At 56.2% G+C, this 24,797-nt stretch carries 17 protein-coding genes and 1 tRNA gene; 16 read left to right on the plus strand and 2 right to left on the minus strand.

Features of this window, described 5'->3' with window-relative positions; genetic code table 11:
• Positions 1 to 248: 248 nt before the first annotated feature.
• Positions 249 to 333 (minus strand) — tRNA-Leu (locus tag AC2FH0_RS06260).
• A 663-nt stretch (positions 334 to 996) separates the two neighbouring features.
• Here AC2FH0_RS06260 and AC2FH0_RS06265 point away from each other — a divergent pair.
• The 16 genes from AC2FH0_RS06265 (at position 997) to AC2FH0_RS06340 (ending at position 23,701) form a co-directional block, all read left to right on the plus strand.
• Positions 997 to 1,479 carry a hypothetical protein gene (locus AC2FH0_RS06265; RefSeq protein WP_246097206.1) on the plus strand — a complete coding sequence of 161 codons (483 nt, stop codon included), beginning with the start codon at positions 997 to 999 and terminating at the stop codon, positions 1,477 to 1,479.
• A gap of 2 nt (positions 1,480 to 1,481) precedes the next feature.
• Entirely contained in the window at positions 1,482 to 3,494 is a 2,013-nt protein-coding gene (locus tag AC2FH0_RS06270; protein WP_142636261.1) for a dynamin family protein, read from the plus strand.
• Between the two features lie 8 nt (positions 3,495 to 3,502).
• The gene (locus AC2FH0_RS06275) at positions 3,503 to 5,218 is read left to right on the plus strand and encodes a dynamin family protein (protein ID WP_496788853.1); all 1,716 of its coding nucleotides are present in this window, start codon (positions 3,503 to 3,505) and stop codon (positions 5,216 to 5,218) included.
• Between the two features lie 30 nt (positions 5,219 to 5,248).
• Positions 5,249 to 5,650, plus strand: coding sequence for a hypothetical protein (locus AC2FH0_RS06280; RefSeq protein ID WP_496691615.1), 402 nt, complete (start codon positions 5,249 to 5,251; stop codon positions 5,648 to 5,650).
• 22 nt (positions 5,651 to 5,672) lie between these two features.
• Entirely contained in the window at positions 5,673 to 6,545 is an 873-nt protein-coding gene (locus AC2FH0_RS06285) for a hypothetical protein (RefSeq protein WP_496749800.1), read from the plus strand.
• A gap of 67 nt (positions 6,546 to 6,612) precedes the next feature.
• Positions 6,613 to 8,655: a dynamin family protein gene (locus tag AC2FH0_RS06290; RefSeq protein WP_271948834.1), complete on the plus strand. Its 2,043-nt coding sequence runs from the start codon at positions 6,613 to 6,615 to the stop codon at positions 8,653 to 8,655.
• On the plus strand, positions 8,652 to 9,938 hold the full coding sequence (locus tag AC2FH0_RS06295; protein ID WP_496709014.1) for a dynamin family protein: 1,287 nt from the start codon (positions 8,652 to 8,654) through the stop codon (positions 9,936 to 9,938). The genes AC2FH0_RS06290 and AC2FH0_RS06295 overlap by 4 nt, the downstream gene beginning before the upstream one ends.
• A gap of 334 nt (positions 9,939 to 10,272) precedes the next feature.
• Positions 10,273 to 12,432 (plus strand): serine/threonine protein kinase, encoded by a 2,160-nt coding sequence (locus AC2FH0_RS06300; protein WP_496709015.1) that lies wholly within the window; start codon positions 10,273 to 10,275, stop codon positions 12,430 to 12,432.
• Positions 12,433 to 12,634: 202 nt separating this feature from the next.
• Entirely contained in the window at positions 12,635 to 13,606 is a 972-nt protein-coding gene (locus AC2FH0_RS06305; RefSeq protein WP_496691620.1) for an FHA domain-containing protein, read from the plus strand.
• A gap of 3 nt (positions 13,607 to 13,609) precedes the next feature.
• The gene (locus AC2FH0_RS06310) at positions 13,610 to 14,398 is read left to right on the plus strand and encodes a PP2C family protein-serine/threonine phosphatase (protein WP_281995081.1); all 789 of its coding nucleotides are present in this window, start codon (positions 13,610 to 13,612) and stop codon (positions 14,396 to 14,398) included.
• A gap of 19 nt (positions 14,399 to 14,417) precedes the next feature.
• Positions 14,418 to 15,659 (plus strand): transporter substrate-binding domain-containing protein, encoded by a 1,242-nt coding sequence (locus AC2FH0_RS06315; protein ID WP_142636243.1) that lies wholly within the window; start codon positions 14,418 to 14,420, stop codon positions 15,657 to 15,659.
• Positions 15,660 to 15,703: 44 nt separating this feature from the next.
• Entirely contained in the window at positions 15,704 to 16,810 is a 1,107-nt protein-coding gene (locus AC2FH0_RS06320) for a peptidoglycan-binding protein LysM (protein WP_496788855.1), read from the plus strand.
• A 258-nt stretch (positions 16,811 to 17,068) separates the two neighbouring features.
• Positions 17,069 to 18,547, plus strand: coding sequence for a Y-family DNA polymerase (locus AC2FH0_RS06325; protein WP_496691622.1), 1,479 nt, complete (start codon positions 17,069 to 17,071; stop codon positions 18,545 to 18,547).
• Complete coding sequence (locus AC2FH0_RS06330) at positions 18,544 to 21,918, plus strand: error-prone DNA polymerase (RefSeq protein WP_496705130.1); 3,375 nt, start codon at positions 18,544 to 18,546, stop codon at positions 21,916 to 21,918. Before AC2FH0_RS06325 ends, AC2FH0_RS06330 begins: the two co-directional genes overlap by 4 nt.
• A 155-nt stretch (positions 21,919 to 22,073) precedes the next feature.
• Positions 22,074 to 23,045, plus strand: coding sequence for an ATP-grasp domain-containing protein (locus AC2FH0_RS06335; RefSeq protein ID WP_496691624.1), 972 nt, complete (start codon positions 22,074 to 22,076; stop codon positions 23,043 to 23,045).
• A complete protein-coding gene (locus AC2FH0_RS06340; RefSeq protein ID WP_496691625.1) occupies positions 23,045 to 23,701 on the plus strand; it encodes an HAD family hydrolase in 657 nt (218 codons plus the stop codon). Before AC2FH0_RS06335 ends, AC2FH0_RS06340 begins: the two co-directional genes overlap by 1 nt.
• On the opposite strand, the gene AC2FH0_RS06345 is transcribed toward AC2FH0_RS06340, so the two are convergent.
• Entirely contained in the window at positions 23,676 to 24,794 is a 1,119-nt protein-coding gene (locus tag AC2FH0_RS06345) for a glycosyltransferase family 4 protein (protein WP_496691626.1), read from the minus strand. The genes AC2FH0_RS06340 and AC2FH0_RS06345 overlap by 26 nt on opposite strands.
• Between the last annotated feature and the right edge of the window lie 3 nt (positions 24,795 to 24,797).

Consider the following 24,797-nt stretch of genomic DNA (forward strand, 5'->3'; position numbering starts at 1 on the left):
GCGGGCTGAACCAACTGTGTCCAGCAGCCAGCACCTAGAATCGAATTGCAGCAACGATATTCAAAGGATGTCGCATTATTTTAACATAATCTTCATTCTGCGTCATTTATAGCGAGACCGGAAACCCAAAATGTTTCGAAAAGCTGTCAGAAGCGCGCCTTCTTTCGTGCGAAGGTCCCAGGGCAATCGGGAAAGTTGCTCTATGGGGTCTAACTTAAAAAATATAATCAATGCAATACACTGAACTATGGTGCGGGTGGAGGGACTTGAACCCCCACGCCTTGCGGCGCCAGAACCTAAATCTGGTGCGTCTACCAATTTCGCCACACCCGCACGACCAGCAGCTGCTGCCGGAATGCCGCTCAATAGCAAAGCTTTTGAACGAGTGCGAGAGGGAAATTGTAGTTTACACGAAGAAAATTGATGCCCGTTTCAGAGCAAATCCAACCTCTGCTCAGAGGCACCACACAACCCGAAAACATATGAAAGACCGCACGACCACACCGACCGGAAAGGCCAATGGACTTGCAGCTGACCAAGCTTTGCCTGACGCCGCCCAAAACAGAAATCTCGTAGACCAGGCAGACCCAAAAAAGACTATGTGAAACATAGCGTCCTGTTAAAATTCACCATTGATGAACCTGCCAAATTTAAACACCCTCACGTTGTGCCGTGTTGTTGTTGCCTTTCCCGAAAGCGCACTTTGTTTGGGCGATGGATTCTGTCTCATGACAAGATTTTGCCAAATATGGAGCTGACCACATGTATGTAAAACTATAATTTAATAAATAGTTACACTCCATTTGGAGGCCAGTTATCAAATTTGGCAGGCTGTGAACTTCAGCCGATATGCTCATATTTTTATACGCTTTTTAGTTTAGTAGTGGGCCCGGGCAACTCCGCAGCCATACTTGCGCCACAATTCAAACGCCAAAAAATCTTATTCGCGTCAAAATAAGACCGCCTTGCCAGTAGTTGATGGGTGGAAAGGAGTTAATGAGTCTTTTGCCTTCGGGCGTCTTACCAGTTCGTTCGCTCAACTCCAGTACAAGGGTCTTTACCGTGACCAACATGATGAACTCTGCATCTGCCGAGCAAGACGCGATTGGTCTTGCACGCGAAAGTTTTCTTGGTGAACTCAAAACCCTGAATCGCGAACACCCGAATACCGGGTTTGGCATCTCGCTGCGTACGCATTCTGGCGGGCATTATTTGCTTGCCAATTCCCGAATGCCCCTGCCCGAGGTCAAATCCCAGGGTTTCCCAACAGGGCGCAGTGTTGCGTGCCTGGAAAATAGCGACTGCTTCAGCTCGATCGAAGTGCTGGCCGATGCCCGCGCATATGAATCGATCACACCAAGCGCCGAAGCCGCAATTTTGGGCAACGCCCTGAACCTGATCGCCCGGATTGATACGCTGACTAGCGCACCTCACGGGCAGATCGAACCTCATATCGCCGCTACAGGAACCGGAGGCTAACCATGGCGCGTAACGATCATCTTTTGTCTGTTGGAAACGAAGCGCTGACCCCAATGACTTCGGCCATGTCGGCATTGACGACACAGATTGACCAACTGACAGAGGTGGCGGACGCGCGCTCTTCGGCACGTCTTGCGACGCTCAAGACACGCATGGAGAATTTCACTGCCAGCGTCACGCTGGTCGGTCAGGTCAAGGCGGGAAAATCTTCGCTTGTGAACATTCTGTCCGCACGCCCTGCCTTGCTGCCTTCGGATGTGAACCCCTGGACCTCTGTGGTTACCACGCTGAACATCAACACCAGAACCCAGGGTGATACAAAATCCCGGTTCACTTTCTTCGAACAAGAGGAATGGGACAATCTGATGGTTGGAGGCGGCCGGCTGGGAGAGCTGGCCAATCGGGCCGGCGCCGACGATGAAATGGACGATATCCGCCGTCAGATCGGCGAAATGAAAGCTAAGTCCGAGGAACGACTAGGTAAGCATTTCGACCTGATTCTGGGGCAAAGCCATCAATACGACTATTTCGATGAGGAACTGATCCAAAGGTATGTGTGCCTGGGTGATGAAGACGACCCGGACATCAACCCCAAGACCGGTCGTTTTGCGGATGTGACAAAGTCGGCTGAGCTGTACATGGACATCCCCCAGTACCCGATTTCCCTCAAGCTGTGCGACACACCGGGTGTAAACGATACGTTTATGGTGCGTGAACAGATCACCCTGCGCAGCCTGCGCGGGTCCGAAGTCTGCATTGTGGTTCTGGCAGCCAGTCAGGCTCTGACCACAATGGACATGGCGCTGATGCGGATCATCGCTCAGTTCGAAAATCGTCAGATTATCCTGTTCGTTAACCGAATTGACGAACTTGCAGATCCGGTCACCCAGGTTCCTGAGATTCGGGATCGGATTCTGGACACGCTGAAACAGAACAATATCGACACCAAGGCAAGTGTCGTGTTCGGCAGCGCCCTGTGGGCCGAGGCCGCGATAACTGGCAATCCCGATATTCTGTCTGAGGAATCCCGGAAAGCCCTGAACACGTTCTATCTGGCGGCCGGGTTTGGCGATCAGGCCCCGTCACTGGACAAGATTTGGGCGTTGTCCGGTTTGCCCGACCTATTGCTGGCGATGAATGAACGCATTGCCGAAGGCGCAGGAACTCGACTTCTGGACCGTGTACGCCACCGGGCGCGCAACATCGCCAGTCAGATCCGGGCGACCGCCGTGGCCAAAAAACTATCCGACAGCGAAGGGATCGTGCGAGAGCTGAACGGGGTAGCACCCGAAGACGCCGTGGCCGAGGTCAACGCAGAATATGAAAAGAAGGCCGCTGAGCTTACTGCTTCCTTGCGCGCGAAAGTGCTTGAGCGTCTGAACTCGGCCGAAGCCAACTTTGTTAAACGTGCCACCGATTCTCTGATCGCGCATCTTGAGCAAAATGGCGAGCAAGGAACGTGGCAGTACGATCCTGCCGGGCTGCGGACCTTGCAAAAAGCGGCCTATTTTAGCTTTGCCCGGTCAATGCGCAAAGAAGTTGGTGCGTTGTATTCAGCGGCAGCCGCTGACATCGAAGCGTTGTATCAAAGCTTGCTGGGCAACCATCTGGGAGAGTTCAGCATCGAGGCACCAATCGTCCCGCGGGTACCACCTCCACTGGGTATCGGACGCACGATTGCCCTGGACTTGCAAAGCACATGGTGGCGCCGCTGGTGGCAACGCCGCAATGGTTTCGAGGCCTATGCGGCGGATTATACGCGCCTGATCACATCAGAGGCGAATTCGATCACCAAGGATATCGAAGAAAACCAGATTGCAGCAGTTCTTGAAAATGTCCGCGCCGCCCTTTCCGACTTTATGCGCGAGCAAAAGGAGACTCTGTTGAACATTTCGGCCTCAGCCGAAAAGGACCCCGGTCGCAGTGCAGCGCTGATGGAGGGGCTGGCCCCTCAGAAATCCCGCGACGATATCCTCGGCGATATCCTGAAAGATCTTAGTAACGAGGCAGCATAAGTAGCGATATGGCAAAAGATTCACAAACCCGCTTCGTCTCTTCAAAAGCATGGGACCGCATTGAGAAATGGTCCCGCAGGAAACCTGTTTTTGCACTTATGGGGGAATTCAGCGCCGGCAAATCAACCTTGATGAACTTTCTGCTGCGCTCGGAGGCACTGCCTACACAGGTTACAGCCACACAGCTGCCACCAGTTTGGTTCAGTTGGGGTAGAAGGTCGGCCTATGTACAACGCCCTGACGGAACTCGCGAAAACATTGACCTGGACCAGCTGGAACAAGTCGGGGTGAATGATGCCCAGTTTATTCGCATATTTCTGGAATCCGACATCCTGGAAGCCGTCGACCTGATTGACACCCCGGGTATTTCCGACCCCAAGATTTCTACTGATGTCTGGCGACGGGCTGTCGGTCAGGCAAATGGTGTTATTTGGTGTACGCACGCCACGCAGGCATGGCGCGAAACGGAACGGGCAACCTGGGTTTCCCTGCCCGAACGGTTGCAACATAATTCATTGTTGCTGGTCACACGTGCAGACGTTTTGGATGTCAAGGATCGCCAAAAGGTCCTTCGTCGTGTGAACCGCGAAGCAGGTCACCTGTTCAACCGTTCGATCCTGTTTTCAGCACGTGATGCCATCATGGCCCGCGACAAAAGTGGGGACGCCGAATTGTGGACCCGCAGTGGCGGTGGCAAGATGGTCGACAGCTTCCTGGAAATCACAGAACTGATCATGGACAGCCGCGCTCATCAGCTGGCGCGTTATCAAATTGACACCAGCTTGTCCGATGCTCCTCAGGTACACCCGCTGCGCCCGCGGCGCAATTTCTCGAATGTACAGGGAACCGCTCCGCTGAAGCTGGTAAATCCGCTGCATGAGGGAACAGAGCCCGAGGTGGTGACACAATTCCCCGTGCGCCCTGCCCGGGTCGAACTGCGCCCCGATGAGGTTGAACGTGCCCCGCGCATTGACCCACAAGAGGCCGAACGTCTGCGCGCCGACATGACCTCGGGCGCCGAGATCGTAAAAGAAGAAAAAGAAGACGAATTGCGGGCGTTCTTCCGGGAGACCACTCCCGAGGACTTGGACGTTGCCGATCTGTCCGTTGCTCCTACCGAGGATGATGAAACAGACCCACAGGCCGTATCCGTCATTGATGAAACTGACATTGTTGAAGTTCAGCCACTTTCTGCGGAAGCCGAAGTTGCTGAAGAAGAAAACCTGTTCAGTGACGAAGACGAAGCTGACACATTCATGGCCTCTTTGGAGGACCAGCTTACAGATGTTCCGGAGCCCGAAGAGACCGCTCAGGCAGAGCCGGAAGAAACCCCGGTCGAACTTTCCGTATCCTCGATCACAGCGTTGATGGCTGAACAATCGGATGATGCCGAGGATGAGTTCGAACCAGAGCCGGAAACCAATGGCCTGGTGAACACTCAGGTTGTCGCCCTGCCAGAGAGCAGACCGGAAATCGCGGGCTCGTTTGAAGACATTGTGAACGTGTCCGTCGACACCCCGCTTAGCGCGGCGGCGATGTGGCGCGAGGTCACGGATGGCGAAGACATGCCCACTAACCCAGAAGCGTTGAAGAAGGTATTTCAAGCATTTCTTGAGGAGTTTGACCAAATCACGGCCGAACACAATGCGCGAAAATCAGATAACGCGGTAAGGCCCATGGCCAATACCTCTGAAGACACGGGTGTTGAACGACATGTACTTTAGCCGTGAGAAACCTAGGAGACAGGGCAACTGATGTCTATCGAAACAGCATTAAACGATGCGATGGCGACCATACCCGACTGCATAGCAGCCGGGTATGTCGACATGAAGACAGGTATGTTGCTAGGCACCCATGTCACAGACTCGGAAAGTGCCGAAGCCTTGGATACTCTGGCCATTGCGGTGGCCAACCTTTTTCAGGGGCACGGTGTGATCGCGTTTGAGAATCTGCTGCGTTCGACCGACGCCGACGATACGGAAAATCCTGGGTTTGGCGAAATCGCAGTGTTTTCAAAGGATCGGCTGAATATTTTCCTGCGGACCCCGGACTACCCGGACCATGTGGTCTGCTACATCTGTCGCGACAGTGCCAATGTGGGGCTGGCGCTTACTAAATCGCACATAAGCCTGGGGCCGGTTACGGCCGCTGTATAACGGGACCAGAGGGGGTCACGGCATGATGGATACTGACATACTGGACATGCTCGAAGACATCGGGCGGTTGTCGGTCGCCCGTTTGAATCCGACGGTTACATTAGCTGCTGAGACGACTGAGATTCGTCGTGAAAAGATCCTGCGTACAATTCGCGGAACCATTTTGCCGCGTCGGCTGGAATTTACCGCGGCCAATGGTGATTGTCTGGCAATGGAGGTCAACAGCTCGCGGGTAACTGATGTTTTCCGGGTCCGCTCGGGCATGATACCGGATTTTGAAACTACTCCGCGTGAAGAGCTTGCGACCCGCTTGGCCGAATTGGTGTCCGATATTGCAGCAGCCCCTGCCCCGTTGGAGCTGCTTTCTCTGCAACCGGACACGGCGCTTGAGGTCGATGATGTCGGTGTGACTTTCAGCGAGATTGCAAAGGCTTGCGGCACTATCGAACTGCCGCCCGAGACGGTCGTTTCTTTGGTTCCCGACACGCCTGCTCCGCAAGAAACAGATATTCCAGCGCCCGCCGCCGGGGCGACAGCCGGAACCATTGCCAGCGCGTTTTTTGACGGCGCTGAACGGTTCGCATTGGGACGCGCCGAAGTCACCTTAGACGGTGCAGCCATATTGCGGCTCGAAGGAGTATGCGACGTCGGGCAACCCATGCACGCCGATCAGGATCTGCTTCGTCAGTTTACACAGGATCTTGTTGGGTGGGACGGTGACGCCGCCACCGCGCTGGATCATCCTCAGCTGATTGTAATGCGGCCTTCAGGGGGCAAAGGGGATGCGCTTGCCGTTCTGCATGACGGGTCACATTTTGCGCTGGCCATTCATGAAGCGCGCAAACTGGGAGCCGTCGTAAACCTTTGGAAATCAGTTACGGGATCGGAAAAATGATCCGGTGCCAACAGTTCAATTTTTCAACGAATTCGATCCGTGAAATTAAGTAGTCAGGGTATGTGTTATGAGTGAGAATAATCGTCGCGAGTTACTTCGAATAGCCAACGAGATGAAAGGCGTCAGCAATGACGAAACCGGGCAGTTTATCTCTCGGATCATTGGTGATCTTTCGAACCTGAAGCCCTCGATTGCTTTTGTTGGTCAGATCAAGGCCGGCAAATCCCGACTGATCAATGGTTTTACCGGACAGGCCGAATATCTGCCGTCGGATGTGAACCCTTGGACAACCGTAATCACTGATATGCATTTCGGCCACCCGTCGGGCCGGACGCAAGGTGCCGAGTTCCATTTCTTCGACAACCGTCAGTGGCAGTCCCTGATTGCCGAAGGCGAAGAGCTGCGCAACATGTTCCCCGATGACGAGGACAGTTATAAGCGCGAGATGATCGAAGAACAGGTCGACGCAATGAAGACCCGCGCCAAGCTTCGGCTGGGCGATAGCTATGAACAGCTGCTGGGCCAACATCATGATCTGGAAGACCTGAATTCGGATGATTTGGCACGTTATGTTTGCGCAGGCGATGACCCGACCGAGGGTGGGACACATGATCCGGCATCGGACCGGGGCCTTTACAGCGACATCACCCGAAAGGCCGAGGTCTATTTTGACATCGGACATTTCCCATTTCCGCTTACGGTCACCGATACGCCCGGCGTAAATGACCCTCTGTTGATCCGCGAAGAGATCTCTCGCCAATACCTCAAAGAGTCCGACTTCTTTGTGGTTGTCCTGTCGGCGCATCAGGCGCTTTCTCGGGCGGACTTGAAACTGTTCCGCCTAATGCAAGCGCTGGAGCTGGGCCAGATCGTGGTTTTTATCAACCGCGTGGACGAATTGGGAAATGGTGCCGAAGATGCCTTCAAGGTGCGGGCCGATGTTCTGGACGGGCTTGAGAAGGCGCTTGGGAACTCGAACATTGACGTGCTGACCGGCAGTGCCCAATGGGCGCATTACGCCCTGACCGGTGACGAAGCCGGTATCAATCACGACGATGTCCTGGCCTGGCTGCGCGCGCATCCCGATCAGATGAAGCAATATCTGGACGGTGTCGAAGAGATCAAACAAGGCCCCGGCCCGATCAGCCGCGAAGGTGTTTTGCGCTTTGCCGCTATGATCGCCTCCGGGTTGCCCGATCTGCGCCGGCATGTGACCCGAGCGCTGACAGAAGGCCCGCGCGATGAACAACTGCGTATGGCCTGGCAGCATCTCAACAGCTTTGCCCAAGGTGAATTGGACCGGTCCAAAGCGCATCTGCGCGCGATCGAGAACGACACCACAACCTCGGCAGAAGACGCTGGTGAAAACAACAGGATATTGGCCGATCTGCGGAACTCGGTCAGCGACAAGACCACCAAGATCATTGACGAAATGGATGACGTCCTGGCCAACCTGAGAGGCGTAATGGATGACACCGTGGCCGAGGCCGTGTCGGGCGTTGTTCGCGGCCCGAACGGAGATTCTCCGCTGTTGTCGAAAACCGGAGAAACCGAGCTGAATTTTACGCCGCTGCGCGACCGCATGCGCGAACTTGTTCAGGGGGCCACCCAAGTTGTCCGCCAAAGAATGCTGAGCGAGCTCTACGCAATCGACATGCAAAGCAATGCCACGCTGCGGGCTCTGCCCGGCTGGCAGGACGCAACCGACAATCGGATGAACACCAGCGCAGTTCGCTGGTTCCGTCCGGACACGTCCGCTTTGACCCGTGGCATCACTGTCGAACTTCGGGTAAACTGGTTGTCCCGGCTGATTTCGCGTAAAAGTGTCGTGTCCCGTGCCGAACGCATGATCGTTCAGGAGTTTGAGATGATCGGAGATGATCTGGTGGATACCGCCCGCGGTGATTTGACCGAGCGGCTTAATACCGTGCTGGACCATTATCTGGCCCTGCTCGCCACACATCTTGAACATCGTGCCGGAACCGGCGAAACAAATGCCCGGGCCGAGGCGCAAGCCGCCTTCAACCACGCACAACATATTTCTGACGAGCTGGGCACCCTATTCAGCCAGCATCGAACAGATGAAAGACTAGCAGAGGCAGCGGAATGATCGAATTTCCCGGAACCGACAAGGAAGTGAGGCAGCTCGAGCGCTTTCTGACCGCGACCGAAAGCCTGCCGAGCGACGTGGCGCTCGAAGATATGCGCGCCCGCGCCTTGGCGCATGCCGAACGCTTGTCAAACGCGGTCAATATTGGATTCGCCGGAGAATTTGGGGCGGGAAAATCCAGCCTGGCCAACATGTTGGCCGGCGCAGATATTCTGCCTACCGGGCCGCAACATCTGAAACTGCCGCTCGTTATTGTGGCATATTCCGAAACCCCCGAAACAACTGTCGGGTGGTGGGACCGTGAACCTAAGGTCTATTCCGGAATTGCACTTGAAAAGGCCGCCAAAGACGAACCCGACTTTATCTCTGTTGGATTGAACACCCCTGCCCTGCAAGAGATATCGCTCTACGATCTGCCTGGGTCAGGCGCTTTGGATGATACCTATAAACCGACGCTCGATCTGCTCAAATTTGTGGATTGCGCAATCTGGTGCACCAACGGCACAAATGCATGGCGCGAAACGGAACGCCATCTTTGGGCCAAGGTTCCGGAAGAGTTGCGAGCAAACAGCATATTGGCTGTGACACATACAGATTTGCCTCCGGTACGCGACGCGCTTGACCGGGTATTGGCTCGCTTGAACAAAGAAAAGCGCAATATGTTCCGCTCGGTTGTGCCGATCGGCACCCCAGTGGCTGTCCGTGCCATGGCGCAAGAGCCAGAACCGGATTTCGCCCTTTGGGAAACCTGCGGTGGACAGGGGCTGGCCGAACAGGTGCTTGATATTGCTTCGAACCGGCGACAGGCAGACCTGAGTTCGGCGCGCGAAGATCTGGAACGGCACTTTCTGCCCTATCTGAAATCGATTGACGTTCAGGTGCCGGACATAGCCGCCCTCGACGCGCCCTCTATGCAGGCTACGCTGGAAAACGTGCTACCCCCTATCGACAATCCGATCCTGGAAGACTGGCTTGCCGCGATTGCCAGTATCTATGAAGACCTGCGGGAAACCTCAAATATGGAGCCTGCGGCTTTCCTGCAAAGCTGTCAGGAAATCGTTGAGGACTTTGCCGAGCGCCTGGAAAACGATGGCGAGATTGACCCGACGGCGGATTGGATTCCGGGTGAGTTCGAAAAGGCCACGGACTTGTTGCTTTTGCTTCAGTTCGAAAGCGGCGTTGCGCCACTGAAGGATGCGATTAGCATTCTGGCACAGCTGAGTGACAACCTTGCTTGGGCCGGCAGCCGGGTTGAATCGGCACAACCAAAGACCGGAACCTGAAATTTTCGCTCAAGGCTGAGCGGCAATTCCGCGAATCGTAGAAGCGATTCCTACGAATCTATTGTTTCGAATTTGTAGACCAATCCTTAAGAATTTGTTTTTAGCTTTCGATTTTTTCACAATATATTTCTATATGTAGTATAAACTGTCAAATAAACACTACATATAGATCAATCGCAAAAACGATCCTTAGTGAAGCCATCAGGCGGCCCCAATAAAGTCAAATTTGAATCGTCTAACCGACTTGAGTGTCCTGCGGTTGTTTTTGGTTGTGTGTTTGCGGGCTATTTGCCCAGGTTTTTTGCCGCAAAACGATTAGAACGGGCGGAATGAAATGAGCCATAACCAGGCTGTCGGTGCAACGCACGACGAACCTAAGATTGAGGGACTTGAACCTGGCGCAAAGCTGTTGCGCGGGCAGTATGAGATCCTTCGTTTCCTCAGCAATGGCGGGTTTGGGATTACCTACCTGGCCCGCGACAGCCTAGAACGCGATGTCGTGATCAAAGAGTGCTATCCAGGCGCTCTGTGCCGTCGGAATGGTGACGCGGTTGAACCCATCAATCCCGACCACAAAGAAGATCTGCGCGCGATCATCGATCTGTTCATTCAGGAAGCGCGCAATCACGCCCGACTGGTTCATCCCAATATCGTTGACGTACATCAGGTCTTTGAAGACAACGATACGGCGTATATCGCAATGGACCTGATCCGGGGTTGCGATCTTCTGGATTATTCCGAGAACCCCGAAAACGACGCGGGCCCGGATTTCATTGTCCAAGTCACCGAGAAAATGCTGTCGGCCGTTTCGTTCATCCACCAAAGCGGAATGCTGCATCGCGATATCTCACCGGACAATATTCTGATTGACCAAAACGGAGACCCGGTCCTCATCGACTTTGGTGCCGCGCGCGAACAGGCAGCCAATCAATCTGCTGCCCTGTTGACTTTGCGCGTTATCAAAGACGGCTATTCCCCGCACGAATTCTATGTACGCGGCGCAGATCAGGGACCCAGCAGCGACCTCTATGTTCTCGCGGCGACGCTTTATCACGCCATCAGTGGCGAACGTCCGATCGACGGGCAAACCCGACTGAATGCCTTCAACAATGGCCAGGATGATCCCTATACGCCCCTCGCAGGTCAGTACAGCGGCTATCCCGATGGGTTCCTTGAAGCGGTCGACAAAGCGATGGAAGTTCACGCAACAGATCGTCTGCAAACGGCCCTGGATTGGCTGCGGATGTTCCGTGGTCCCGGCGTCATGTTTGACTCCTTCGCCTATCGTCCGGTCTCGGTCATCGTGGCGATGGACCGTAAGGACGAAGTCGAAGAGCAAGCCCGGATCAAAGCCGAAAGTGAAAATGCCGAGGCGGTGGTGACTGCCTTGTTGGCTGGGAACCCTGACATTGCCCTGGGTAATGAGGATAAGTCAGAGGGCGATCTGGCCAAGTTTGCACAAAAAGAAGAGGCCGCGGTTGCGGTCGATACGATCGTCAAGAACGGATCAGGCGGCAGCGGTAAAGTCATCGCAGGCGCTGCTGCGGTGGTGGTTGCCTTGGCTGCAGGCGGATTCGTTTTGTTCAGTGGCAGCGAAGAAACCCCCGAACCGACAGCAGCGCCGGTCCAAGTGACCGAGACAGAGGCACCAGCCTCGGAACAGCCGGAAGAAGTCGTGGAAACGGCGGCACCGGCCGCTGCGGAAGAGGTCGTGGAAACGGCAGAACCGGCCGCTGCGGAAGCTGAAGCACCAGAACAAGAAGTCGCAAGCGCAGAACCTGTTGAGCAGACGGATACCCTCACGGCGAAAAACGCCGAAGCGCAACCTGTCGAGGCAGCCCCGGTTGCTGCCGACCCGGTAGAAATCAGCGCTGCTGCTGGCCAGCCGGCAGAAACGCAGATTGCGTATTCTCATTGGGATGTGGAAATACCGTTCCAGACCTCGAAACGCCGCGCCTCGACTGGCAGCGTCGTTGTCGTGACCGGCATTGACCCCACGCTGGATACTTCCGTGATCGGAGAATGGGTGCAACATGGGGCGTCAATTTATACTGTGAATGGAGTGCCGGTCCAGGCTGATGCAAGTTTTGCCGCCCAGATTTTGGATGACCTGAAGGTCGATCCGGATGGGTATATCCGCATCACTGCCCGTTATCGGGAACTCGGAAAAACCCGTGCGCAGAACGGATTGCTGGCCCTGCCCGCCATTCGCATGTTGGGTCTCGAGAATGGTTATGTGTTCACTATCAGGAACAGCAATGGAAACGGCTGGGCAACTGTTGTTGACACTGCACCAGACGCACCCGCAGCAGGCAGCCTGCGCAAAGGCGATGTACTGATCTCGGAAAATCATACCGGTCAGAACATTACCAACCCTGAAGGGCTGGACGCGCTTTTGCAGCTCCTTGTTTCTGAAAACCAGTCCGAAGCCCGCTTTACAGTTCTGCGCAACGGTACTGAAACGGGTGCGGTTATGCCCCTGGTACAGGAGTAATGATCCGGTCTGATTGTGATCTGCCTGTGTGTGTTTGCTGAGAGTGAAGCGAAAGCCATCACTCTGACGGGGACCGGCCCGTCGCAGAAGGTAAATGAGTTTTTTGTTCCCAATCATCAGTGCCTGTGTGCCGAACGTGCAGAGGTGAGTAGCAGCCCCATGGGACGTAGTTCCTGTGCCAAGAAACAAAGGTGTCGACACCATGTTTAAATATAAAAGCCCCCTTAGCCGGCTTCTCGAAGGTGCCGGCAAACCTCAAGAGACCGAAACCGAGGAGGTCGCGTCACCTGAGTCTGATAACGCTGAACCGATTGCGGATTTCAACGCACTTCGTAACGCACTGGCAGGCGGCAACATTGCTGCTGATAGCTACGATGAAAGCGAAGAACTATTACCCGAAGGCAAGATGCCGGTGTTCTCCGAAGCTGAACAAGCCACTGCCGATGAGATTATCGTCGAGGAAGTGGTCGCCGAAGTGCAAAGCGCCACCGAGGTTACAGTTGATGCCGACCCAAAGGACGACGAACCGGTTGTGACACTGCATGTGCCAACCGAAGAACTGACAGCCACGATTGAAGATCCCGCGCCTGAAATGGCGATGGAAGAACCGGTCGTAGACGTAGTCGTCGAGACAGTTGATCCGGAACCAGAAGCGCCTTCTGCCCCGGAGGTCGAGGCACAACCTCAGCCTGCTCCTGCGGCAAAAGAAGACAGACGCAGCCGTGTGAAAACCACCTTCCTGGGCTTCGAGCGCGCGGATACGCATGTTCAGGACCTGATGGAAACAGCCGAGCCGGTGGCTATGGCCAAGACCGAGACCGCGCAGGCGACATTCCCGGTAGGATGGCTTGTTGTAACTTCCGGCCCCGGCCGCGGTTCCAGCGTTACGCTGACAGAAGGCCTGATGCAGATTGGGCGTAATGATGACCAGGCGATCCAGCTGGACTTTGGCGACACTGGGATTTCCCGCAGCAACCATGCGGTAATTGCCTATGACCCGGAAGACCGCAAATGCTATCTGGGCCACGGCGGCAAGGCCAATCTGGTGCGCCTGAACGGCAAACCCGTTCTCAGCACGGTTCCACTCTCCACAGGCGATCTTATCCGGATCAGTGAAACCTCAATCCGTTTTGCAGCCTTCTGCGATGACGGCTTTGATTGGCGGGATGTTTAATTGATGCTGGCGACCCCGGCATATGATCTTGCGCTGATCCTGGATCAGGGTCAGCGCGACACGCAGGAAGACGCGGTCGCGTCGCGTATGTTCGACGCGGCGGATGCGGGCTATGTCATCGTCGCGGACGGAATGGGTGGGCATGCGGCAGGAGAAGTGGCATCTGAACTGGTAGTCAAAGCCTGGCGCGATGCACTGGATACCGAACTTGAAGCAGACGCTCCGGCTGAGACTGCGCTGATCGACGCCTTACCCTTGGCAGCCATGCAGGCAAATGCCGCGATTTCGACTTACTGCGAGGAGCAGGGTGAAGATTTCAACATGGGATCAACCATGTTGGGAGTTTTGCTGCTGGAAAAGCGCGTCTTCTGGATTTCGATTGGCGACAGCCCCCTTTATCTCTATCGCGACCGTACCCTCAGCCAAATCAACGAAGACCATTCGATGGCTCCGATGATTGATGCTCAGGTTGCTGCAGGTACCCTTACGCCAGACCAGGCGTCGTCTCACCCCGACCGAAACCAACTGACTTCGGTGATAATGGGCGCCGCAATTCCCAAGGTCGATTGCCCGGAAGAACCATTGGGTCTTAGCACTGCGGATGTGCTGATCGTGGGAAGTGATGGGCTGCAATATCTGAGCAACACAGAAATTCAGGCAATTCTTGAGGAAAACGAAGATGCGCTGGCTCAAGATATTGCGGATGCGCTGTTGCGGGCACTGAGAACCAGGAACGACCCGGATCAAGACAATACGTCGATTGGCGTCATCAAACTCAGAAGAAACGACTAGAGGCAAAGCAACCGGACCAATGAAACTCCATCTGATCATATCCAGCCTGGCACTAGCTGCCGCGACGGGCGCTGCTTCGGCACAAGAAGCATGCTCAACCTATGAAATCCAGCGAGGCGACAGCCTGCGGGAACTGACCATCGCAGTCTATTCGACCGAAGATTTTCGGATCATCTTCGAGGCAAACCGCGATGTAATCGGAAATAATCCCAATGTCATCCGCGTCGGCGACGTTTTGACCCTTCCGTGTTTGGAAGATATCGGGCGCGCAGCTGCCGTGCCGCAGACAGAGGCCGAAGCAATGGCCGCCGAAATGGCCGCCGAACTTGTCAAGGCTGCGGAAGATCGCGCTGCCAAAGCTATCGCCGAAGCCGAGTCCCGCGTGGCCGAAGCCAAAGCAGAGGCGGTCATCGCCGCCAAGGCTGCGGCCAAGGATGAGATCGAGGCCGCGCGTGCTGAAGGTGCTGCCCTAATCCGCAATGCAGGTACCGGTGAACGTCCTGAAATCCGGGACCGTCAGTTGATTTTGATCACTGGCGGCAACTATTCCCCGTTCACGGATGAAGCTCTGCCGCATCGTGGTCTATATACAAATCTTGTTGAAACCGCGATGTTGCGCGCAGCGCCGGAACAGTCCTACAAGATTCAGTTCGTCAATGACTGGTCTTCACATCTGGATCTGTTGATGCCGACGCTGGCATTTGACGCGACCTTCCCGTGGTCGCGTCCAGATTGTGACGACGCAGATGCACTGTCTGAAAATGACCGTTCACGTTGTGAAACCTACAATTTCTCGAACCCGTTCTATGAAGTTGTGGACACGTTCTTTGCTCGCGAAGGTTCGGGCTATGAAGAGACCCTGACATATGCGGACTTTGCCGGTGCAACCATCTGCCGACCCGAGGGCTGGTCCCTGTCGCATATGGACGCGGTGGGGCTGTACGAGCCCGCGATCACGATGCTGCGCCCGGTTTCGCCGGATGAATGTTTCCATGCATTGATGGATGGAACCGCCGACATTGCCGCAATTGAGGCCCATCTGGCCGTCGAGGCAATCGGTCGGCTGGGTTACGAGCATCGCATTGTAGAAAACCCCAACCTGGCAGCGATCAAGTCTCTTAACATCATGACTCATAAGGATAATCCTGATGGAGAAGCGATCCTTGAAACGCTTAATCAGGGTCTGGCGATCATGCAGCAATCAGGCGAGTGGCGCGACATCGTCTCAACCGCTCTGCGTTATCAAATGGAAAATGGCTAAGGCCCTTATTGGCCTAAACTCAAAAAAGTCTGGAGGAAGTGGACATGTATAAATTTAACCTGAAGAAAGTCGTGATTTCGGCCACCGCCGTCACCGCCCTGAGCGCCGGAGCTGCCGCAGCACAGGACGCCTGTAGCAACTATACCGTCGCGGATGGTGACACGATGGCGACCATCGCCATCGCGGCTTATGGCACCTCGAACTATCAGCCGATCTTCAACGCCAACCGCAACATCATCACCAACCCAAACGCGCTGGCGCCTGGATTGGTTCTGTCCTTGCCCTGTGAAGACGGCAGTCTGCCGAATGGCCAGTCAGCACAGGAACTGATCGCAGCAGAAGAAAAGCGTGCGGCCAGTGTGAAACGTTCGAACGTCTACGCCCCGCCAATCAAGCTGGTTGCGGGTAACGGATGGGAGCCATTCACGACCGAAAGTCTGAGTGGTGGTGGGATCATGACCCGCCTGGCGACCACAAGTCTTCAGCGTGCCGGCAACAGCCGTGATTTCTCGGTCAGCTTTGTCGACGACTGGACTTCGCATTTGGAAACTCTCTTGCCGCTCGGCGCATTCGACATCTCGATCGCCTGGACAGTTCCAGATTGTACAAATCACACCTATGAGTGGTCTGCAGCGACTGAATCCCGGTGCAACGAGTTTGTTGCTTCGGTTCCGGTCTATGACATCGTCGGCGGTTTCTTCACTCTGCCGGAAAGCGAATACTCACAAGCGACGGCCTTCGAAGACCTCAAAGGTGCAACCCTGTGTCGTATGGACGGCTGGAGCATGGTTGTACTTGAAGAAGTTGGCTTGAATTCCGATAACCTGACGTTGGTTCACCCCAGCTCGGCCCGCGAGTGTCTGGATGCCGTTTTGACCGGCTCAGCCGATGTGGCCGCGTTCGAGGTCGATCTTTTCGCCGCAACCATGAAGGACATGGGCCTGACCTCGGAAGATATCGTAGAAAACCCCTATGTTTCCACGCTGTCCTCGATGAGCTTCCTTGCTCACCGCACCAACCCGTTTGCACGTGAATACATCGCTATGGTCAACAAGGGCCTGAACGAAATGCGTGAATCCGGCGAATGGTACGCGATCATCTCGGACACGCTGCGTGAACAGAACGAAAAGCTGAACGCCGCGTCGAACTAATACCGATACATATGAACAGTCGCAGGGCCGGTCTTTGGACCGGCCCTGTCTTTTTTCAAGATCCAAAGATTTTTGCGACAAGAATGAGAGTCCGAATAATGGCTGCCGCGGTTTGATGCCTAAAAGGGCCGACCTTCCCTTCGAAGCCGAAACAACTTGGTCCCGGTGGCACTATCTGCCGGCGTTTGATCCAAAAGACTCGACTCTGTAAAAGCGGAAGCATAAAAAGAACAAATCAAGAACATATTGGTATCTGGCATGTTCGATGGAATGCAGCGTCGCGTCGTTTCATTGTGGTTTCCTCGGTTGGCAAGCGACCGGGTTCTGCGTCGACGCCTGGTGAATGGGCCCTTTGTCCTGACGCTCAAACAACAGAATGCCAATCGTATTTATTGCCTGAACGCTCAGGCTGCGGAACAGGGGCTGCATCAGGGCATGTCCTATGCGGATGCGCGCGCCTTTTGCCCCGCTTTGCAAAGCTGCACAGCCGATCCTCAGGCCGATATGCGTTTCCTGCACATCCTGCGTCGCTGGGCAACGCGCTATTGCCCCTGGGTGGGGATGGAAGGCGAGGATGGGCTGGTGCTTGACGTCACCGGGTCAGCCCATCTCTTTGGCGGCGAAGAGGCGATGTTGGCTGATATGCGCGGACGGTTTGCGCGCGCAGGGCTCTGGGTGCAGATCGGGTTGGGGGATACGCGCGGTGCGGCTTGGGCGCTTGCCCGTTATAACGAGGGGGTCGCAGCCTCTGGCAATATGCTGACGGCCCTAAAGTTGCTGCCGGTGGCGGCCTTGCGTCTGGATGAGAAGACCTCGGTCGCCTTACAGCGCATGGGCCTGCGCAAAATTGGTACATTGGCGGCAGCACCGCGCGCACCGCTGACACGGCGTTTTGGTCCCGGTCTGCTGCTCAGGCTGGATCAGGCTCTGGGCGCGCAACCCGAAGCAATCACGCCGCTGTCCGATCCCCCCCATTACGCGGTGCGCATGACCCTGCCGGACCCCATCGGATTACTGTCGGACGTGATGGCTGGTACCGAACGGCTGTTGGCCCAGCTCTGCGCCAAGCTGAAGGCGCAAGAGATGGGCGCCCGGAAACTTTGCATGACATTGCGTCGGGTGGACCAGGACTGCCAGCTGGTTGAACTGCGTCTGGCCCGACCTCTGCGCGATCCTCAGCGTATCCTGTCTTTGTTCGAACGCGGTTTGGGGGAAATAGATGCTGGCTTTGGCATTGATCAAATGCGGTTGGAGGCTACCGGGGTTGAAGCGCTGCCAGTACAACAAATCAGCCATGTGTCGGACCACAGCAAGAGCCGGCTGGATGATCTGATCACCCGGCTGGGCACCCGGGTCGGGCTGGAGAACATTCAACGTTTCCTACCTGCGGACAGCCATATTCCCGAGCACAGTTTCATCATCGCGGCCGCCGCCTATTCCAGCCCCTCCAGCGGGTGGAGCAGCCTGAACCCACGACCGCTCTGCCTGTTTCCACCCGAACCGATTGCGGCAACCGGCCCACATCCGCCCGCGCGGTTCCGCTGGAGACGCATGCCCCTGACAACCGGCCATGCCACGGGCCCCGAACGCATCGCGCCCGAGTGGTGGCATCAGGATGAAAGCTGGCGGTCCGGTCTGCGGGATTACTGGCGGGTGGAAACCACGCAGGGGCGCAGGCTCTGGCTGTTTTACACGCCGCAGAATCCGGGCTGGTTTGTACAGGGAGAGTTCGCATGATCACAGCAAACCGCCCGACAGACGCCCTGCACCGCCATATGCCAAAGCCCCATGCACAGGGGCTGGGTTATGCCGAACTCTGTGTCACCACGAATTTCACCTTTCTGACCGGGGCCTCCCACCCCGAAGAGCTTGTCCTGCGCGCCGCCGAGCTGGGATTGTCGGCAATAGCTATCACGGATCACAATTCGTTGGCAGGGGTTGTGCGCGCATGGTCGGCACTGCGAGAGCTTAAACGACAGACCAAACAGCCCCTTCAAATCAGATCTGAATATCGGGTTGATTCCTCCTCCCGGCAAGAGGTTGGCCACAGGCAGGCGCTTCCGAAACCGGACTGTACTGTTCTGCCTAAACTAATTACTGGCTGCCGGCTGCTGCTGCGCGACAGTGCGGTAGATTGGGTGGCGTTGCCCTGTGATCTGGCAGCCTACAAACGCTTGGCCCGCCTGCTGACTCTGGGCAAACGGCGTACAGATAAGGGCGATTGCGAGCTCTATACGCAAGACATGCTGACGGCTTGCAAGGGCATGATCCTGATCGCCCTGCCCCAGACCACCCTGTCAGAGGCCGCATCAGATATTCAGACCGTGCGACGGCGCTTTCCCAATCATGTTTTTCTGGGCGCTGTTCCGCGCTATGACGGCAGCGATCAGGCCTACCTGGCCGAATGCGCCCAACTGGCCCAGAAGAGCTGCGCCCCCATGGTGGCGGTCGGGGATGTTCTGATGCACCGCGCCCACCGCAAGCAACTGGCCGATACCCTGACCTGCATGCGCGAAAATATTACGATTGATCAGATCGGTACACGCGCATTGGCCAATGCCGAACGCCGCCTCAAATCCGGCCATGATCTGGTCCGGCTGTTCCGCCATCACCCCAGCGCCTTGCGGCGCACGATGGAGATTGCCGACAGGTGCAGCTTTGATCTGGCGGAGCTTTCGTATGAATACCCCGATGAGATTGCAAGCGGGGAACATCCGCAAACGCGTCTGGAACGTCTGGCACACGAAGGGTTGCAGCGCCGGTACCCCGAAGGGCCGCCCGACACGGTGGTCGGGCTGATGCGCAAGGAACTGGCGGTGGTCGCGGATCTGCAGTTTCCCGCTTATTTCCTGACTGTACATGACATCGTACAATATGCCCGGTCGCAGGGCATTCTGTGTCAGGGGCGCGGGTCCGCGGCCAATTCGGTGCTCTGTTACCTCTTGGGCATCACGGATGTCAGCCCCAACCAGATCGCCATGGTCTTTGAACGGTTCGTGTCCAGATACCGGGGCGAGCCGCCGGATATTGATGTCGATTTCGAGCATGAGCGGCGTGAGGAGGTGATCCAGTGGATTTACGAGAAATATGGCCGCGAACGTGCTGGTCTTTGCGCAACTGTCATCCATTTCCGCACCCGTGCAGCCATTCGCGAGGTGGGCAAGGTCATGGGGCTGTCGCAGGATGTGACCGCTGGGCTGTCGAGCCAGATCTGGGGCATGAGCAATGGCGGCGTTGATCTGGACCGTATTCGCGAGCTGGGGCTGGACCTCAGCGACCGGCGCCTCATGCAAACCATTCATCTGATTGGCGAAATCATCGGCTTTCCCCGCCATCTGTCCCAGCATGTTGGTGGTTTTGTGATCACCAAAGGACGCCTGGACGAGCTTTGCCCGATTGAAAATGCCGCAATGGAAAACCGCACCGTCATCTGCTGGGACAAAGATGATATTGATGCTCTGAACATCCTGAAAGTCGATGTGCTGGGGCTTGGTATGCTCAGTTGTCTGCGCAAATCCTTTGGCCTGCTGCAACAGCATGAAGGCCAGACCCTGAGCATCGCCAAGGTGCCTCAGGACGACACCGCCACATATGACATGCTCTGCCGGGCGGATGCGATCGGCGTCTTTCAGGTCGAAAGTCGGGCGCAGATGAATTTCCTGCCCCGGATGCGCCCCCGCGAGCTTTATGACCTGATAATCGAAGTTGCCATTGTGCGCCCTGGCCCCATTCAAGGGGATATGGTGAAGCCCTATATCCGGCGACGCAATGGGCTGGAAAACCCCGAACCCTTTGGCCCGAAACTGGAACAGGTGACAGCGCGCACATTGGGCGTCCCCCTGTTTCAGGAACAGGCCATGCAGATTGCCGTGGTCGGGGCCGGATTCACGGCGGAAGAGGCCGACCATCTGCGCCGCTCATTGGCCACGTTCCGGCGAATGGGCACAATCGGCACATTCCGGGATAAATTCATCAATGGGATGCTGGGTAACGGCTATGACATCAAAGTAGCTGAGCAGTGTTTTTCCCAGATCGAAGGCTTTGCCGATTACGGGTTCCCGGAAAGCCATGCGGCGGCCTTTGCCATGCTTGCCTATGTCTCGGCCTGGCTGAAACGCCATCACCCGGCGATCTTTGCCTGCGCGCTTTTGAACTCTCAACCCATGGGGTTTTACGCGCCCGCTCAGATCGTGCGCGACGCCCGCGAGCATGGGGTCGAAATCCGCCCTATCTGCGTCAATCATTCCGAGTGGGACAATATACTGGAACGCCGCCCCGATGGCGCGCTGGCGCTGCGGCTGGGATTCCGCCAGATCAAGGGGTTCAGGGAAGAAGACGCCGGCTGGATTGAGGCCGCCCGCGGCAATGGCTATCAGGATCCAGAGGCGCTGTGGCTGCGTGCGGGGCTGCGGCCTGATGTACTGACGCGCTTGGCCGAGGCAGACGCTTTTTCCGATATGGGGCTGACCCGGCGCGATGCACTCTGGCAGGTCAAAGCCATTCAAAGCCCCAAACCTCTGCCCTTGTTCAATGATCCGATTGACGGGGAAACGGTTCACGAACCCCCGGTCAACCTGCCCGCCATGCAGCTGGGCGAAGAGGTGGTCGAGGATTATGTTGCCACCCGCCTGACCCTGCGGGCCCACCCGATGGAACTGCTGCGCCCCTCTCTGCCAGGGCTGACCACACATGTCGCCTTGCTAGAGGTGCCCCTGGGGCGGCACAGCGTTTGTGGTCTGGTTATCACCCGTCAGCGGCCGGGCACGGCGTCGGGTATAATTTTCCTGACGCTAGAGGATGAAACCGGGGTCAGCAATGTGGTGGTCTGGCCCAAGGTTTATGAGCGTTTCCGCCGGGCCGTGATGGGCGGGCGCCTGCTGCGGATCACAGGGTATCTGCAGCGTGAAGGGATTATCGTGCACCTGATCGCCCAGGACGTTCAGGACATGTCACATAAGCTTTCCGAATTGGGGCACCCGCAACCAGAGGTCCTAAGCACCGAAGGGTCCCGCACTGATGATACACCGAAGAAATCCCGCTATCCTGCCAGGGCAATGCACCCACGGGATCAGGCAAAGCGGCTGTTTCCAAGCCGGGATTTTCATTGAACCGCACTGCTGCATATCTCTGGCAGGGTCCGCACTGTCGGATTGCCGCAACTCAAAACAATATTGAGGCAAACTCACCCCTACCCCGTTCACAGGGCAAGACACCCTGTGCTAGGTTAAGCACGTATAATTGTTTATGAATTGGTGAGTTTCCGATGGCGCGAAAATGTCTGACAATCCTGATTACGTCGGCGGGTCGCCGTGTTGGCCTACTGCAATGCTTCAGGGCGGCTGCGGACCGTCTGGATATAGATCTGACCATCATCGCCTGCGACCTGAACCCAGATGAAAGCGCGGCTTGCGCGCTTGCCGATCACGCCGCCGCCGTGCCGCGATGTGACAGCCCCGACTATGCAACCTCGATCCTCGAGATTGTGCGTCAACACAGGGTCAGCCTGGTGATCCCCACAATCGACCCGGAACTGATGCCCCTGGCACAGGCCGCGCCCGCCTTTGCCAATCTGGGCGCGCGAGTCCATGTCTCGCCAGTGAACGTGATTGAGGTTGTCCGGGACAAGCGCCTGACAATCCAGAAACTGTCCGAAGCCGGGGTTCCAGTTCCGCGCACATTGGATCATCAGGAATTGCTAGAGCGGCCACAAGACATCAGTTGGCCCATCTTTGCAAAGCCAAGTGGCGGCAGTGCAAGCCGGGGGCTGGATGTATTCGAAACCCTCGCTGATGTCCCCTCTGAATTCCCCGAACCGATGATCTTTCAGGACAAGCTGAACGGACCGGAATACACAATCAACATGTTTGTAGATGCCTCGGGTCAGCTCTGCACGGTGATCCCGCATCTGCGCATTCAAATTCGCGCCGGTGAGGTTGAAAAGGGTGAAACCAGGCGACGCAATGATCTGCAAACCATCGCCGAAGGCATTGCACAGGCCCTGCCCGATCTGCGCGGTGTCGCCTGTTTTCAGATCATCGATGACCCAGAACATGGCCCCGCAGTGCTTGAGATCAATGCGCGTTTCGGGGGTGGCTACCCTCTGGCCGATCATGCGGGCGCACAGTTCGCACAGTGGCTTTTGGAAGAGGTCGCCGAATTACCGTCAACCGCTCATAACAACTGGCGCGATGGTGTGAAAATGATACGATATGACAGTGCGGTGTATCAGGGCTGATGCTGGTATTTGATCTGGACGACACCCTGTATCTGGAGCGAGATTTTGCCTTTAGCGGCTATAACTGGCTGAACGGTTGGGTCCACGAAAAAACCGGCGCTGAAGGGTTCGGACAACGGTGTCAGGCCGCGTACAATGCGGGGGAAAGACGACGCATATTCAATGTGGCTTGCGCGCAGACCGGCCTTGATGCGACCGATTCTTTCATACAGGACCTGATCACCAAATACCGATCACACCCGCCCCTCATTTCGCTGTGCGAAGACGCCGAGCGGTTTTTGACAAACGCAGATCAGCCGATGGGGTTGATCACCGACGGGCCCGAAAAGATGCAGCGCAACAAGATCGCCGCGCTGGATCTGGACCGCTTTATTGCGCATATCCGCCCGACCGGCGCCTGGCCGGATGGCTACGGGAAACCGCATCCCCGCGCCTATGAAGAGATGGAATTGGCCGCGCAAAACCCGCGCAGAATGGTCTATGTAGCGGACAATCCGGCCAAGGACTTTATCACCCCGAATGCCCGAGGCTGGCGGACGGTTCAAATCCTCCGACCCGGGGCTGTGCATGATCCGATTCCACCCAGTTCTAAGCATGCCGCATATGCCACGGTCACCAGCTTAGGCCAGCTTACAGAAGTTCTGTCAGACCTTTAGCCGTGCCGGCTTTGGCAGCAACTCCGATTTGCACATTGGCAATCAAAGAATCCCAGTCCGACAGGACGTGCTGCGGTTCCAGCCATTCCCTGTTATGGCGCGCATTCTGACGCATTTTATTCAGTAAGGCATCATCCTTTGACAGGCTGAAAATCGCCTTGGTCAGACCGGCAACATCCTCGGCCGGAACAAGCAATCCGTTTTCCCTGTCGCGGATCAATTCCCGTGGCCCATAGGCGCAATCGAACGATATGACCGGCAGACCTGTGACCGTGGCCTCGGCAACTACATTCGGGAACCCTTCAAAGCGAGACGGGAATACAAGAATATCCGCGTCTTGCATCCAGTCTCCGGGTTTTGGGCTGGCGCCGGGCAATGATACGACATCCGATAAATTCGCAGCAGAGATCTGCTGTTCCAACGCGTCGCGCTCTGGGCCCTCGCCAAAGATCGTCAACCGGATGTCTGGGTTGTCGCGCAGCACTTCGGGCATTGCCCGCAGCAGCATATCGAACCCCTTTTGACGATCCAAACGCCCGACAGCCACAAGCCGGGTCTGTCCGGACCCGATGTGGATCCCCCCCAGCGGAGCACATGGATTGGGGATTACACTGGCCTTTGGGATCAGGTCCGCAGGCAAATCCAAACGCGCACGTTCGGTCTGCATGACAATTCCGGATGCCCCCCGCGCAAGCCTGTTCACCGCTTTCAGCCACATGGGATTTCCGCTTTGAACCAGCGGATTGTTCCGCTCAGAGATCACGACGGGCACCCCGGTTCCACGCGCGGCCAACATGGTCAGCACATTCACCTTGGTCAGAAACGAGATGATCAGATCGGGACGCACAGCCCGGATGACCTTGCGAATATGCAAGTAGCGCCGTGCCTGCGTCAGTCGCCGCGAGATCTTTAGCGGCTGAATCATGTGTAAATGCGCGCACTCAGGATAGGCGAAGTAGGAACCAGAATCCTCTGTCGCCATCCCGGCGACGTGAACCTCATCCCCGGCCGAGATTCGATGCGCGGCGATCATTGCGGCGATCTTTTCCGCACCGCCCGCTCCGAACCCAGCTTGCACCAATAACAGTTTCATTTT

The sequence above is a fragment of the Ruegeria sp. CDSC051 genome, assembly GCF_059610665.1.

What these genes read in the sequence shown, in the direction of transcription:
- AC2FH0_RS06295 (WP_496709014.1), top strand. Translation starts at nt 8,652, where the DNA reads ATGATCGAATTTCCCGGAACCGACAAGGAAGTGAGGCAGCTCGAGCGC.
- AC2FH0_RS06300 (WP_496709015.1), top strand. Translation starts at nt 10,273, where the DNA reads ATGAGCCATAACCAGGCTGTCGGTGCAACGCACGACGAACCTAAGATT.
- AC2FH0_RS06285 (WP_496749800.1), top strand. Translation starts at nt 5,673, where the DNA reads ATGATGGATACTGACATACTGGACATGCTCGAAGACATCGGGCGGTTG.
- AC2FH0_RS06270 (WP_142636261.1), top strand. Translation starts at nt 1,482, where the DNA reads ATGGCGCGTAACGATCATCTTTTGTCTGTTGGAAACGAAGCGCTGACC.
- AC2FH0_RS06340 (WP_496691625.1), top strand. Translation starts at nt 23,045, where the DNA reads ATGCTGGTATTTGATCTGGACGACACCCTGTATCTGGAGCGAGATTTT.
- AC2FH0_RS06320 (WP_496788855.1), top strand. Translation starts at nt 15,704, where the DNA reads ATGTATAAATTTAACCTGAAGAAAGTCGTGATTTCGGCCACCGCCGTC.
- AC2FH0_RS06275 (WP_496788853.1), top strand. Translation starts at nt 3,503, where the DNA reads ATGGCAAAAGATTCACAAACCCGCTTCGTCTCTTCAAAAGCATGGGAC.
- AC2FH0_RS06310 (WP_281995081.1), top strand. Translation starts at nt 13,610, where the DNA reads ATGCTGGCGACCCCGGCATATGATCTTGCGCTGATCCTGGATCAGGGT.
- AC2FH0_RS06290 (WP_271948834.1), top strand. Translation starts at nt 6,613, where the DNA reads ATGAGTGAGAATAATCGTCGCGAGTTACTTCGAATAGCCAACGAGATG.
- AC2FH0_RS06335 (WP_496691624.1), top strand. Translation starts at nt 22,074, where the DNA reads ATGGCGCGAAAATGTCTGACAATCCTGATTACGTCGGCGGGTCGCCGT.
- AC2FH0_RS06280 (WP_496691615.1), top strand. Translation starts at nt 5,249, where the DNA reads ATGTCTATCGAAACAGCATTAAACGATGCGATGGCGACCATACCCGAC.
- AC2FH0_RS06325 (WP_496691622.1), top strand. Translation starts at nt 17,069, where the DNA reads ATGTTCGATGGAATGCAGCGTCGCGTCGTTTCATTGTGGTTTCCTCGG.
- AC2FH0_RS06265 (WP_246097206.1), top strand. Translation starts at nt 997, where the DNA reads ATGAGTCTTTTGCCTTCGGGCGTCTTACCAGTTCGTTCGCTCAACTCC.
- AC2FH0_RS06330 (WP_496705130.1), top strand. Translation starts at nt 18,544, where the DNA reads ATGATCACAGCAAACCGCCCGACAGACGCCCTGCACCGCCATATGCCA.
- AC2FH0_RS06345 (WP_496691626.1), bottom strand. Translation starts at nt 24,794, where the DNA reads ATGAAACTGTTATTGGTGCAAGCTGGGTTCGGAGCGGGCGGTGCGGAA.
- AC2FH0_RS06305 (WP_496691620.1), top strand. Translation starts at nt 12,635, where the DNA reads ATGTTTAAATATAAAAGCCCCCTTAGCCGGCTTCTCGAAGGTGCCGGC.
- AC2FH0_RS06315 (WP_142636243.1), top strand. Translation starts at nt 14,418, where the DNA reads ATGAAACTCCATCTGATCATATCCAGCCTGGCACTAGCTGCCGCGACG.